We start from the raw sequence: 13675 nt of genomic DNA on the forward strand, positions 1-13675 counted from the left end.
TGGGGTCGCATGAAGGTGCTGATGGTGGGTGATATTGTGGGGGCGCCGGGACGGCGCATGTTTCGTCAGACGGTGGCGAAGCTGCGGGCCGATGGCGCCGTGCATGTGGTCGTGGCCAACGCGGAGAATGCCGCCGCGGGCAACGGCATCACCCGCGAACTGGCCCGGGAACTGTTTGAGGCGGGGGCCGATGTCCTGACAATGGGCGACCACACGTGGGGGCAGAAGGACATCGATCAGGCCTTCGCCGCCGAGAAGCGGCTGGTGCGCCCGGCGAATTTCGCGCCGGATTGCCCCGGCACGGGCTGCACGGTGGTCCAGAGCGCGCTTGGCCCGCTGGCGGTTCTCAATCTGGTCGGCCGGGTTTTCATGCCGCCGGTCGACTGCCCCTTCCGCGCGGCCGACGCCGCGCTCAAGTCGCTTCCCGGAGGCGTCCCCATCATCGTCGACGTTCATGCCGAGGCGACATCGGAAAAAATCGCCCTGGGCCTCTACCTCGACGGCCGCGTTGCGGCCGTGGCAGGGTCGCACACGCACGTCCAGACCAGCGATGCCTGCGTGCTCCCCGGCGGGACGGGGTATATCACCGACGTCGGCATGACCGGCCCAACCGGCGGCGTGATCGGCCGCGAGTCCGCGCCGGTGATCCGCAAATTCGTCACGGGCATGCCCGCTAAGTTTGATGTTTCCCATGGCCCCGCCGTGCTGGAAGGCGCGATCTTTGATATCGACTCGATCACCCTGAAATGCCTCTCGGCGGTCTCGCTGCGGGTGCGGGAAGTGAAGGCCCCGGGATGAGCGACCTCCCGCTTCCGTTCGCCGAACGTCACGTCTATAGCGTCTCGGAACTGACGCGCAAGGTCAAGCTGACCGTCGAGGAGGAGATCGGGCGCGTGTGGGTCGAGGGCGAGATCTCGAATTTCCGGCGCCTGCCGTCCTCCGGCCATTGCTATTTCACCCTCAAGGATGGATCGGCGCAGCTCGCCGCCGTCCTGTTTGCCGGCAGCCAGCGCGGAAGCGTCACGCAACTGACGGACGGAATGGTGATCCGAGCCTGCGGCGACCTGACGGTCTATGAGGCCCGCGGCCAGTATCAGCTCGTCGTGCGCACGGTCGAAGCGGGCGGCCTCGGCCTGCTCATGGCTCAGCTCGAGGCCCTCAAACGCCGCCTGCAGGCGGAGGGTCTCTTCGACGCGGCCCGCAAGCGGCCGCTGCCGCTGCTGCCCCACCACGTCGGGCTGGTGACCTCGCCCGGCGGCGCAGCCATTCGTGACCTGATCACGATCCTGACGCGACGCTTCCCCAACCTGCGCATCACCCTCGCGCCGGCCCGGGTGCAGGGCGCAGGCGCTGCGGCGGAGCTCGCCGCAGCGATCGCGCTGCTGAACGGGCTGCCGGACCCGCCCGATGTCCTGATCGTCGGCCGCGGCGGCGGCAGCATCGAAGACCTCTGGGCCTTCAACGAGGAACCCCTCGTCCGGGCCGTCGCCGCCTCGGCGATCCCCGTGATCGCGGCGGTCGGCCATGAGTCCGATACGACGCTGTGTGATTTTGCCGCCGACCTGCGCGCGCCAACCCCTTCGGCGGCGGCGGAGCTGGTGGTCGGCTGCAAGGACGCCTTTGAGCGGCAGCTCGCCGGCACTGCCCGGTCGCTGCGGCTCGCGCTCGAACGCCGCCTGGAGCTCCTGCGCCAGCGCTTCCGCGCGGCGGCGGCAACGTCGGCGCTGCGCGAACCCGGCCGCCTGACCGAGCGGCGGGCGCAGACGCTCGACAATCTCGAACTGCGTCTGGCGCGCGCCACCGCCACCGCCGGCCGCGGCGCGCGCCAGCGCGTGGAACGGTCGCGCGCGCGCCTGCTCGTCGCGCGCGCGACCGGGATCGCGCCCGCCGGCGAACGGGTCGTCCGCCTCCGACGCGAACTGGCTCGCGCGGCCGCGCGCCGCGTGGAGCGGGCTCGGGCCGCGCTCGACGGCCTCGACCGCCAGGTCCGGTCGCTCGGTCCGCAGGCCGTGCTGGAGCGCGGCTACAGCCTGACGCGCACCGGCGGCGGCGCGCTCGTGCGTTGCGCGGCGCAGGTGGCGCCGGGTACGGTGGTGCGCACACAGGTCGCATCCGGCGAATTTGAATCCATTGTGAGGTGAACCATGGCAAAACGTGAGAGTGAGACACACGAGGGCCGGCTGAGCTTTGAAGCCGCGCTGACGCGTCTGGAGACCCTGGTCGGCCAGATGGAATCGGGCGAACTCGGACTGGATGACCTCGTCGCCGCCTTTGAGGAGGGGCAGAAGCTGGTCAAGCAGTGCTCCGACAAGCTGAACGCCGTCGAGCGCCGCATCGAAATCCTCGTCAAGGACGAGACGGGCGCCGTCACAGCCCGCCCGTTTGAGCCGGATCAGACATGACCGCAGCCGTCAGAATCCTGACCCTCTCCCGCGTCGCCGCTCGTGTGCGCCTGGCCCTGCTGGATGGCCCGGGCGGCCTGCGCCGCCTGCTCCCCATCGCCGTGCCGATGATCGTCTCGCAGCTCTTTGACACGACGATGATGTTCGTCGACCGGCTGTTCCTCTCGCATGTCTCGCCGCTCGCCATGGCCTCCTGCATGACCGGCGGCATCACGGCCTTCCTGTGCGGCCAGCTCTTCTTCGGGGTCGTGGCCTACTGCGCGACGCTGGTCGCCCACCGGTTTGGCGCACAGCGCCTGCACGAGTGCCCGGTGATCGTCATCCAGGCCGCAGGGATGGCCTGCGCCGCCTATCCGATCATCCTGCTCATCGGACGGGTGACGGTGAACGCCTTCACATGGGTCGGGCACACCCCCGCCCAGATTGCCTTGGAGACCGCTTACTTCACTATCCTCATCCAGGCCTCGATCCTCGGCCTGCTGCGCGCGGCCTTCAGCGGTTTTTTCTCCGGAATCGGCCAGACACGGGTTATCATGTTCGGCAACGCGCTCGCGCTGGTGACCAACATCGGCGCCAACTACGTCCTGATCTTCGGCAAGCTGGGCCTCCCCGCCTTGGGCATCGTCGGCGCCGCCTACGGGACCGTGCTCGCGAGCGGCGTCATGACCGTGTTTCTCGCCGTGGCCTTCTTCCGCCGCGCCCTCCAGCCTCCCTACCGCGGCGCGCGGCTCCTCCGCGTCGTTCCGGAGGTCTGCGCCAAGCTCGTCCGCTACGGCGTCCCAAATGGCATCGAGGGCTTCATCGGCATCTTCTGCTTCACCGCCATCGTCCTCATGATCCACGCCATGGGCGAGGATGTCGCCGCAGCCATCACCATGGTCTTCAACTGGGATCTCGTCTCGTTCTTCCCCATCCTCGGCGTCCAGATCGCGGTCTCGACGCTGGTTGGCCAGAATCTCGGCGCCGGCCACGTCGCGGGTGCCCGGCAGGCCGCCTGGACGGGGCTGGCGCTGACGCTCACCTACACCGGCGCGCTCGCGATCCTGTTCCTGAGCGTCCCCCAAACCCTCCTGCGGCCCTTCACCAGCGCCGCATCGCCCGAAGTCATCCGGCTGGCCCGGCCCATGCTCCGCCTCGCCGCCCTCTACCTGATGTTCGACGGTACCGCGCTCATCTTCTCCGGCGCCCTGCGAGGCGCTGGCGACACCTTCTGGGCCATGTTGATCGGCGCCGGTTTCCATGTGACGCTGATCACCGTCTGCGTCATGGCGATCTACCTGTTTCGAGCCGGGCCGATCACGGTCTGGGCGTCCGTCTGCTTCGCTATCTTCATCGGCGGGATCGCCTACTACCTCCGCTTCCGCCAGGGTCGCTGGCAGGAGATCGGCCACGCCCTCGCCGGACACCGGGAGGACTAAGCCCGAGTTCCCCAGTTTCGAAACGTTCTTGATCATAATCGGAATGCGCTCCGAGAAGGAAATCGTATGAACAAACAGAAACCGAATATTGTGATGATTCTGACCGACGACCTCGGCTATGGCGATTGCAGTTGCTACGGACAGAAGGCCTGGACCACGCCCCATGTTGACCGCATGGCTGCCGAAGGGATGCGCTTCACCGACTTCTACACCACGAGCCCGGTCTGTTCGCCGGCCCGCACTTCGATACTGACCGGGCTGCATTCCGGGCATCTGCCCATCCGTCATCTGGACGATCAATTCTTGCCTGACGACATCCCCACGATACCGCAGGTGCTCAAGCGGCAGGGCTATGTCAGCGCGTGTATTGGCAAATACGGGGTGGGTAGCGGGCAACCGGATGTGGATCCTATTCGCAAGGGGTTTGATTACCACTATGGCTACAACTGCATGCGCCATGCCCATAACTACTTCCCGCCCTTCCTGCGCGAGAACGGCATGAAAGTGCCGTTGCGCAACAAACCGCCGGAAGGGGACAAGCGACAGTGGGAAACGGGTGTTGGCGTGGCCGAGGTCAAGGTGGATTACTCGCCGGATTTCATTGAAGCGCGCGCGCTGGAGTTCATCCGCGACTGCAAAGACCGGCCCTTCTTCCTGCACTACTGCCCGACCCTGCCGCATGCCAACAACGAGGGTTGGGAGCCGCCTCACGGCATGGAAGTGGACCACTACGGCGACTTCGCCGACCGCGACTGGCCGCTGAACGAAAAGGGCTTTGCGCGCATGGTTCAGCGCATTGACATCACGGTGGGCCGCATCATGGACACCCTGAAGGACCTGGGCCTTGCCGAGAACACGCTGGTCATCTTCTCAAGTGACAATGGCCCGCACAACGAAGGGGGGCACAGTGTTACCCGCTTTGATTCGGCCGGCGGATTTCAGGGTTATAAACGCAGCCTTCACGAGGGTGGCATTCGTATTCCCTTTATTGCCTGGTGGCCCGGCACAATCGCGCCGGGAGTGTCCGATCACATGGGCTACTTCCCGGATCTGCTGCCGACCTTTTGCGATGCAGCCCACGCCAGTCCTGCCGGTGCGTGCGACGGCCTCACCCTTCTCCCGTTGCTAAAGGGTGATCGCACCGCACAACCTTTACACGAATACCTGTATTTCGAATATCTCGGACAACTGGCCGTGCGAAAAGGCGACTGGAAGTATTATGTCACCGACAAGGGAGAAGAGTCCTTGTACCATCTGACTGCAGATCGTCATGAAGATCACGATGTGAAGATTTCGCAGCAGAAGATTTTCGCCGAGCTAAAGGCGTGCGTGGCGCGTGAACATCAGGACTACACCGCTTCGACCGTGCCTGTTTTCTACGACCCGCACTACAGCAGGCTCCGTAATGAGATGCCTTCCTAATGAGGCTACAACCGAGGCACACATGAACAGCAGCTACCGTGACTCCCGACTGCCCATCGAACAGCGCGTTCGCGATCTTCTCGCCCGCATGACCCTGGCAGAGAAGGTTGGACAGGTCATGCAGCCGGCAGGCGGCTGGCGGGCTTACCGCCGCGCTGGAGCCGTTGCGAGGAGTGCTTTGGCGAGGATGCGTTTCATGCCGGGGTGCTGGCGGCGGCGATGGTGCGCGGGGTGCAGGAGGACGGTGGCGAGGGGCGGGTCGTCTGTACGTTGAAGCACTACGTTGGCTACGGTTCAACTCAGGGTGGTCACAACGGCAGTGCCGCCCACTTCGGGTCGCGCGAATTGCGTGCCGTATATCTGCCGCCGTTCGCTGCGGCGATCGGTGTCGGGGCTGGCAGCGTGATGGCGAGCTACAACGCGGTGGACGGCGAGCCGGTGCTGGGCAGTCGCCGGCTGATGACCGAAGTTCTCCGCCAGGAGCTCGGGTTTACCGGCATCGTGGTGGGGGATGGCCATGCCGCCGAGAATTTGTTCGCTGCCTATCGCGCCGTGCCCGATGCGCCAGCGGCGGTGGCTGAGGCGATCCGGTGCGGCATGGATCTGTCGCTTTGGGACGCTGCGGCCGAGGCGCTGGCTGGCGAGGTAGAATCCGGGCGGCTGGCACTGGAGGATCTTGACCGCGCCGTGGGCCACATCCTGGAGACGAAGTTCCGGCTGGGCTTGTTCGAGCGACCCTACCTCGACGAAGGCCGCCCGGCCCGGGTCGTCGCCTCGTCCGAACACCGGGCCGTGGCCCTGGCTGCTGCCCGCGCCGGCGTAGTCCTGCTGCGCAACCAGGAGATCGCCGGACGTCGCGCGCTGCCGCTGGTGCCGGACGTCGCGCGGCTGGCCGTGGTCGGCCCCAACGCCGATGCGCCGTACAACCAGCTCGGCGACTACACCGCACCGCACCCAGATGGCCATACTATCACGCCGCTGGCGGCGCTGCGGAGGCTCCTGCCACAGTGCGCGATCACCTACGAGCGAGGCTGCGGCATCAACGCCATGGATGGATCCGGCATCGCGGCTGCCGTTGCGGCGGCGCGTGCCGCCGGGTTGTGCATCGCGATAATCGGCGGCTCCAGCGCACGGAATTTTAACGCCTGCTTTAGCGGAACCGGCGCGGTTGATCTTGGTGCCGGGCAGGGTTTCGAGATGGACTCGGGCGAGGGCGTTGATCGCTGCAGCCTCGGCCTGGGCGGTGTCCAGCAACAGATGCTGGAGGAGATCCACGCTGCCGGGGTGCCGATCATCGCGGTTGTAATCAAGGGCCGCCCAATGGCGCTCCCCTGGCTCGCCACCCATGCTGTGGCGATCATCGACGCCGGCTATCCCGGCATGGAAGGCGGCACCGCCATCGCCGAAGTCCTCACCGGGTTGTACAATCCCGGTGGGCGCCTGGCGATGACCGCTCCCAGGGATGTCGGTCATCTGCCGGTCTACTACCACCATCAGCCGGTGGGTTGGAACCGCTATCTGGAATCCGACGGCAAACCGCTGTGGCGCTTTGGCGATGGGCTTAGCTACACCACCTTCGTCTACGAATCCTGCGCCCTGCGCGGCACCGAGGTCCTCCGGCCGGGAGCTGGCGTGGTCATCGCGGTGACCCTGCGCAATACCGGTGATCGCGCGGGCGACGAGGTGGTGCAGGCCTATGTCCACCAGGAACAGGCCCCATTCTCGCGACCGACGCAGACCTTGCAGGCGTTTGCCCGCGTCCACCTGCAGCCTGGCGAAGCGCGGACCATTGATTTGGAACTGCCCCCATCGGCCTTCGCCCTTCCCGACCGTCAGGGCGTACCGACGTGGTATCCGGGTCGCTTCCGCATCGCCATCGGCGGTTCGCAGGACGCGGCCCGGAACGTAACCGTCGAGATAAGATGCTGACGCGGCTTGGCTCCCGGGCGGGGCGCCCGGGTCATGGCACGGCAGGGCAAGCAACTGGTGCTGATCAATCGGCCGGTCGGCTTCCTTGCCGTTGTAGCGCGTGTAGTTGGCGCAGAACCAATGGGGGAATTTGCGATTAATGGTTCTGATATCTTCGCCGCGCTTGCCCCTGGCCAACGCGGCGCCCGTACTGCCGGATTCATTGCTGATAACCAACGCATAACGCTCATCCTGCGCGCCGCACCAGAGCGCGGTTTTTCCGTATCGTGAATGTCCAACCACCGCCATGCGTGTTGCGTCAATGTCACGTTCGGTCTCAAAAACGCATTCGTTGAAAGATCGGTCATCTCAAACCGGAGGGTGTCAGGCCTTCCCACAGGCGCCCGCCCATACACATGCTCGCGGAACAGTTCCAGTATTGCCGGCCGCCGTAGCTGTTGCCATTCCTGTGGCGTTGTAACGGCCTTGTGTCCACCGGGTTTTGGGGTAGACCAACGCCTCGGAATGCGCGATAGTCTCTTTGGTCGTTTTGGGCGCGGTAGGGTGCCGCGCAGAAAACGATGGGCGCAGGTTGGAACGTCGCGTATGCTCAGGGTGGGCGATGCGGCTTTTCAACTTACAAAAGGCCCCGCAACTCAAGCCGTCAGTCGCTGCGTTGCGGGGGGTGCAAGAGCCTCCATTGCCAAACATGAATCTACGCGACGCCAAGCACGCATACGAGATAAGAACGCGACGTGAGTTCCTGGCGATGGGTGCTGGCGGATTGGCCGTACTTGCCCTGGGGAACATGATGGTGTGGGGAGCGCCGTTGGATGAGGCGACGAGCCCGCCGAACCTGGTGCTCTGCATGACCGATGACCAGGGCTGGGGGGACGTGAGTTACAACGGCTTGAAAGCATGCAAGACGCCGTGCCTGGACGCGATGGCGGCGGCGGGCCTGCGACTGGACAGGTTCTACGCGGCCGCCCCGGTCTGCTCGCCCACGCGGGGGAGCTTCCTCACGGGGCGCCATCCCTATCGCTACGGGATCTTCCGGCCCAGCTTACCGCTGCGGATCGAAGAGCAGACAATCGCGCAGGCGGCCAAGCAGGCCGGCTACGCCACCGGACACTTCGGGAAGTGGCACCTGAACGGCGTCGACAACTCCGGCAAGGTCATTGCAGCAAACGATCCCCTGCATCCCGGTCGGTTCGGCTTCGACGAATGGTTGAGCGCCCCGAACTATTTCGACCTGAACTGGACACTCAGCCGGCAGGGCCAACCGGAGCGGTTCACCGGCGACGGGTCGGACTACATCGCTGGCGAGGCAATCAAGTTCATGGACCGCGCTCGAAAGCAGGGCAAACCGTTCCTGGCGGTGGTATGGTTCGGTAATCCGCACGAGCCACATCGGGCCTTGGAGGAGGACACGGCCGCAGCTGGCGGATCCGCCTATTACGGGGAGATTGTGGCCATTGACCGCGCCATGGGCACGCTCCGGGAGGCTTTGCGACGCAGCGGAATTGCGGACAACACGCTGCTGCTCTTCTGTTCCGACAACGGACCTTCTACACGATCCGCTCAAGGTTCAACCGGCAGTCTGCGCGGCAGGAAAACGACTTTGTGGGAAGGTGGCGTGCGCGTTCCGGGGATCATCGAGTGGCCTGCGCGGATCCAGGCGGGGTCCCGGTCATCGGTGCCCGTTTGCACCAGCGATATCTACCCCACTATCGTCGAGATGCTGGGTGTGACGATGCCCGGGCAGAACCTGCCGCTGGACGGCATCAGCCTGTTGCCGCTCGTGGACGGACGGATGACCGAGCGCGGCAAGGGGATTGGGTTCTGGCACAGTTCCACCACTCCGCAGTCGCCGCGCGAACGCAGCGGCGGCGTACCGTTCGACGAGGTGGTGGACACGGAGAAGGTCGGCGGTCAGATGACGTGGACCGAGGATCGTTACAAACTGTACCGTATGGCTGACGGCAAGTACGAACTCTACGATCTCTCGGCCGATTTGGCCGAAAGCAGGGACCTCGCCGCCGAGAGGCCCGAGACTGTGGAGCGGATGAAGGCCGAGTTAGGGGCATGGCACCAGTCCGTGTTGCGTAGTCTCCGCAGGGAGGACTACCTGCGGGATTAATAAGAGGGGAATAGGGGTCACCTGATGCAGGGGAGGTTTGGCGCGACGCTGGTTGCGGGCGACGCGTACCTGCTGCGGCTGAGCCGGTACGTGCATCTGCACCCGGTGGCGGTCGAGGCGTGGCGCGAAAGGCCGTGCGCCGAGCGGAGGGAGTTTCTGCGGTCGTATTCGTGGAGCAACTTCAGGGCTTATGCCGGGCTGGCGCCCGTGCCGGAATGCGTCTGCCGCGCGCCGCTGCTGGCGATGACGCCCGGGAAGGGGGCGCCCGAGGCGCGCTACCGCCGCTACGTCGAGGACGGCCTGAGGCGCCCGGACGAGGCGTGCCGTGCCCTCGGCATGGAGGCGGCCGACCCCGAAACTCCTCCCGTGTCGGAGGTAACGCAAACCGATCTGGCGGAAGACACGGCCGGCAAGAAGGTCAAGTTGACCCGTGGCCGCATCCGGCTGGCGCTGGCACCGAAGAAGATACAGACGTTATTGCTGGGGCGCTTGGAGGGCGGCAATCCTTTGCCGCCGGAGGAGAAGGATCACAAATGACTACGACGACCTTTCATCTATTACCCAACGCGCACCTCGATCCGGTCTGGTTCTGGGACTGGCGCGAGGGGTTGAATGAGGGGGTCATTACGACCCGGACCGTGCTGGACCTGATGGATGAATTCCCGGATCTGACGGGTGAAGCTCCAAAAGTCGTTGTAGGACAGACCTACCCCCTTACGGTCGCGCTGCGCCTGTGCGATAATGCGGGGCATGTACCTCAAATGCCACAAGCGATTCAAAGACGGGAAGGAGCATCGCTACTGGTGTATCGCGGAGAGCGTGAGGACGCGCAACGGCGTCAGTACGCGACAGGTCCTTTATTTGGGCGAGATCAACGACTCCCAGCGGATTCAGTGGTGTTCTGCGATCGAGGTGGTTGACGGCGGGGGCTCGGGCGTGCGCCAAATGAGTCTGTTTCCCGAGGATCGCGTCCCGCCCGCCGGGACTGTGAACCCCGTGCGCGTTCGCCTCGACGCGATGACGCTGCACCGCCCGCGCCAATGGGGCGGCTGCTGGCTGTCCCTGGAACTCTGGAATCTGCTGGAGCTGGAGGCGTTCTGGGGTACGCACGTGGCAGACAGCCGGAAGGGGACACGCTGGACCGACGTGCTGGCGGCGATCGTGACCTACCGACTTCTCGACCCCGGGAGCGAATGGCGGATGCACCGGGAATGGTTCCGAAACACGGCGATGGCCGACCTCCTCGGATGCGACGCGAGTGTAGCCGCGAAGAACACGCTCTACCGCTGTCTCGCCAAGCTCTGCGAGCACAAAGACGAGCTCTTCAAGCACCTCCGCGAACGCTGGGGGGCGCTGTTCGGCGCGACATGCGACATCCTGTTGTACGACCTGACGAGCACCTACTTCGAGTGCGACGTCCCCGGGGCGTCCGGTCTCCGCCGCTTCGGGTACAGCCGCGACAGGCGCCCCGACTGCGTCCAGGTCGTCATCGCGCTCGTCGTGACTCCCGACGGGCTGCCCGTCGCCTATGAGACGATGAAGGGGAGCACGTCGGACAAGACCACGCTGAAGGACTTTCTGGCGAAGATCGAGAGGCTGTACGGCAAGTCGGGCCGGACCTGGATCATGGACCGCGGTATCCCCACCGAGGAGGTGCTCGGCGAGATGCGCGAGGCGGGAACGAGCTACCTCGTGGGGACGCCGCGCGGTCGGCTCACGAAGCTCCAGCGCGAGATCGCCGGCCAGCCCTGGCGGAAGGCCCGGGAGGGCATCCAGGTGAAAACCGCCGCAGGGACGGACGGCGACACGTATGTCCTGACCCGCAGCTGCGGCCGACGCGACAAGGAGCAGGCCATGCGCCGCCGGAGGCTCCGGATCCTGCTCCGGCGTCTCGGGGAGATCACCCAGATGAAGGACCTGGCCCACGACGAGCTGGTGGCAAAGGTCGCCGTGGCCAGGCATGAGGCGGGCCGCTCTGCGGGCCGCGCTGTGGACGTCAGACTGCCGACGGCCGAAGCGCCGTTCTCCTTCAGGCTGGACCGCGCGAAGCTCCGTGACGTGCGCAGGGGCGAGGGCACGTACCTGCTGCGGACGAATCTGCCACCGGAGAACCCCGAAGACCTCTGGAAACTCTACATCACGCTCACGGAGGTTGAGCAGGCCTTCAAGGATCTCAAGAACGACCTCGCCATCCGCCCGGTCTACCATCAGACCGACGGGCAGATCGAGGCGCACATCTTCGCCGGATTCCTCGCCTACTGCCTCTTTGCAACACTCAAGCAGCGCTCACGGGGGCTCGCTCCCGGCCTCACGCCGCGCGCCGTCTTGGACAAGTTCAAGACCGTGCAGATGATCGACGTCCACTTCCCAACGACTGACGGTAGAACGCTTGTACTCCCGCGTTACACACAGCCGGACAAGGATCTGCAGATCCTCCTCCACCGGCTCGATATGCGACTCCCCGAACAGCCGCCGCCCCGCATCGAGGCTTCTGCCGGGGACTGAAATGTAGGGGAAACCTTGAGGGTCAAACCCCAGCAAAATCGATGGTTTATACCTCGAACGGGGAAAGTCGGGCTAATCCCCCGGCGGCGACGCACGATCCCAGAACCAACCCCGCCGCCAGGGACCTTGCCCACGCACGCACGAACACGACTCCTCGCACCGCCCGTCCGCCCTCTCAGCGCCCGTCCGGATTCGGCTCTTCGTTCGTGAAGGGATCGCGCGCCGTCCGGAACCAGAACCCTTGCCCCGCCCGCAGCGTCATCTCCGGCGCCGACCATTCGCCGTCCGCTCCCTTGACGTTCTCCACGTAGCTGCTCGTTTCCTCGTCCCACACCAGCAACGTGTCCCCCGCCGCCGCGCCCCGCGCCAGCGCCGTCGCCGCCCACACCGCTTCCTTCGGATACGGATAACCCAACTGGTTCAGCCCGGGATTCACCGCCTGCGCGAACGCCTCGTCCACCGGCGCCAGGCCCTTGAGAAGAATCCCGTACTCCGCCTCCGGCGCATTGGCCGGCATTACAATCCAGAAGCCCGCGCCGCGCTTCCACGTCACGTTCCCTTCCCACTGACCCTTCCCGTCCAGCCGGTCAGTATCGTAGGCGCCATTCGCCGGGTTCCAGTGCCACACCGCGGTGCCCTCCGGAAGCCCCTGCCCGCCCAGCACGTCCGCGCTCTTCAGTTCCACTCCGCCCGCCCCGGCGTCAAACGCCCAGCCGACCATCACAAGGCCCCCGCGCAGACACTGCACCGCGATGGTTTCCTCCGCCGCCACCGGTGCCGCCACCGATGCCGTCGCCGCGCTTGCCGTGGCCTGCGTCCCCGCGCTTTCCACGCCAACCGCCTTGACTTGGGGCTGCCTCGTCCCGGACGTCCTTGCGCCGCCGGCCACGGTCAACACCGTGCCTCCCCGGCTGCCACCGCCGCCACCACCGCCGCCGCCACTCACATAGCGGATGATCACGATGCCGCTGCCGCCGTTGCCGCCAGCACTTGAGCTGCCTTTCGCTCCGCCACCGCCGCCGCCAGTGGAAACTGTGCCGGGTGATCCCGCACCAGAATTACTCCCTGCGCCCCCTGAAGTTCCGCCACCAGATCCCGCTGTAACGGCACTTCCAACACCGCCACCACCTCCGCCTGCGTAGTCTTTTGAAACGCCGGACATGGTGGAGGTCAACGGCGCACCACCATTGCCGCCCTGTCCTACTGCGCCGTTTGCACCAGCACCAGCATAACCGCCACCGCCGCCGCCCGAGCCATAAGCTCCGGCGTCAATGGCGTTGCCGCCTTTATTCCCCTGACCGGCAATACCATTTGCGCCGGTTCCTTTCGAGTCTGGGGCATTCTGACCATTTGCGCCACCACCACCTGAGCCGCCGATACTAGCATTGCCATTACCAGCACCGCCGCCGCCGCCAATGGCATTCATGCTGAATGCCGATGATACAAGGCCAGTGCTTCCGGCAGCATTTACTGCGCCAGCCCCACCTGCACCTACAACGATGGCATATCCTGTCGCGACGACGGAAGTTGATCCCAGGACCACTCCGCCAGCACCACCGCCGCCACCGCCCCATACACTGCCGCCACCACCGCCGCCGCCACCACCACCACCGACAATCAGGTATTCCACATCGCCGCCGCTCGTGACCGTGAACGTGCCGCTGTTCGTGAAGATGTGCGCGGTCCAGTTCGTCCCGTTCAGCGTGTAGTTCGTCACCGTACCGCCCGTGGCCGACACGCCTCCCCCGTTGATCGCAAAGCTCGCCGTCACGGCGATGTTGCCGGTCACGTTGGCGTCCGTGCGCGGGTTCTGCGTGCTGCTGTCGCTCCACTGCACGAAGTGATAGCCCGTGTCCGCCACCGCCGTCACCGCCGTGCCG

General features: G+C 65.6%; 10 protein-coding genes and 1 pseudogene. All 11 read left to right on the forward strand.

The genetic code is table 11. The annotated features are described in order from the left end of the window. Window positions 1-9: 9 nt before the first annotated feature. The 11 genes and pseudogenes from FJ222_05965 to FJ222_06015 all read left to right on the forward strand — a co-directional run bounded on the left by FJ222_05965 (window position 10) and on the right by FJ222_06015 (window position 13387). Complete coding sequence (locus FJ222_05965; GenBank protein MBM4163971.1) at window positions 10-798, forward strand: YmdB family metallophosphoesterase; 789 nt, start codon at window positions 10-12, stop codon at window positions 796-798. Next, the gene (gene xseA, locus FJ222_05970; GenBank protein MBM4163972.1) at window positions 747-2141 is read left to right on the forward strand and encodes an exodeoxyribonuclease VII large subunit; all 1395 of its coding nucleotides are present in this window, start codon (window positions 747-749) and stop codon (window positions 2139-2141) included. Before FJ222_05965 ends, xseA begins: the two co-directional genes overlap by 52 nt. Window positions 2142-2144: 3 nt before the next feature. After that, window positions 2145-2402 (forward strand): exodeoxyribonuclease VII small subunit, encoded by a 258-nt coding sequence (gene xseB, locus FJ222_05975; GenBank protein MBM4163973.1) that lies wholly within the window; start codon window positions 2145-2147, stop codon window positions 2400-2402. Continuing rightward, window positions 2399-3820 carry an MATE family efflux transporter gene (locus tag FJ222_05980; protein ID MBM4163974.1) on the forward strand — a complete coding sequence of 474 codons (1422 nt, stop codon included), beginning with the start codon at window positions 2399-2401 and terminating at the stop codon, window positions 3818-3820. The genes xseB and FJ222_05980 overlap by 4 nt, the downstream gene beginning before the upstream one ends. A 66-nt stretch (window positions 3821-3886) precedes the next feature. Beyond that, a complete protein-coding gene (locus FJ222_05985) occupies window positions 3887-5242 on the forward strand; it encodes an arylsulfatase (GenBank protein MBM4163975.1) in 1356 nt (451 codons plus the stop codon). A gap of 219 nt (window positions 5243-5461) precedes the next feature. Next, a complete protein-coding gene (locus tag FJ222_05990; protein ID MBM4163976.1) occupies window positions 5462-7171 on the forward strand; it encodes a beta-glucosidase in 1710 nt (569 codons plus the stop codon). A 33-nt stretch (window positions 7172-7204) separates the two neighbouring features. Next, window positions 7205-7441 (forward strand): hypothetical protein, encoded by a 237-nt coding sequence (locus FJ222_05995; GenBank protein ID MBM4163977.1) that lies wholly within the window; start codon window positions 7205-7207, stop codon window positions 7439-7441. Between the two features lie 331 nt (window positions 7442-7772). Continuing rightward, window positions 7773-9290 carry an N-acetylgalactosamine 6-sulfate sulfatase gene (locus FJ222_06000; protein MBM4163978.1) on the forward strand — a complete coding sequence of 506 codons (1518 nt, stop codon included), beginning with the start codon at window positions 7773-7775 and terminating at the stop codon, window positions 9288-9290. 24 nt (window positions 9291-9314) lie between these two features. After that, window positions 9315-9827: a hypothetical protein gene (locus tag FJ222_06005; GenBank protein MBM4163979.1), complete on the forward strand. Its 513-nt coding sequence runs from the start codon at window positions 9315-9317 to the stop codon at window positions 9825-9827. A 204-nt stretch (window positions 9828-10031) separates the two neighbouring features. Then, a complete protein-coding gene (locus FJ222_06010) occupies window positions 10032-11795 on the forward strand; it encodes an IS1634 family transposase (protein MBM4163980.1) in 1764 nt (587 codons plus the stop codon). A gap of 1355 nt (window positions 11796-13150) precedes the next feature. Then, a pseudogene (locus FJ222_06015) lies at window positions 13151-13387 on the forward strand (OmpA family protein). Window positions 13388-13675: the final 288 nt, after the last annotated feature.

The organism is Lentisphaerota bacterium (assembly GCA_016873675.1).
Taxonomy (GTDB): Bacteria; Verrucomicrobiota; Kiritimatiellia; order RFP12; family JAAYNR01; genus VGWG01.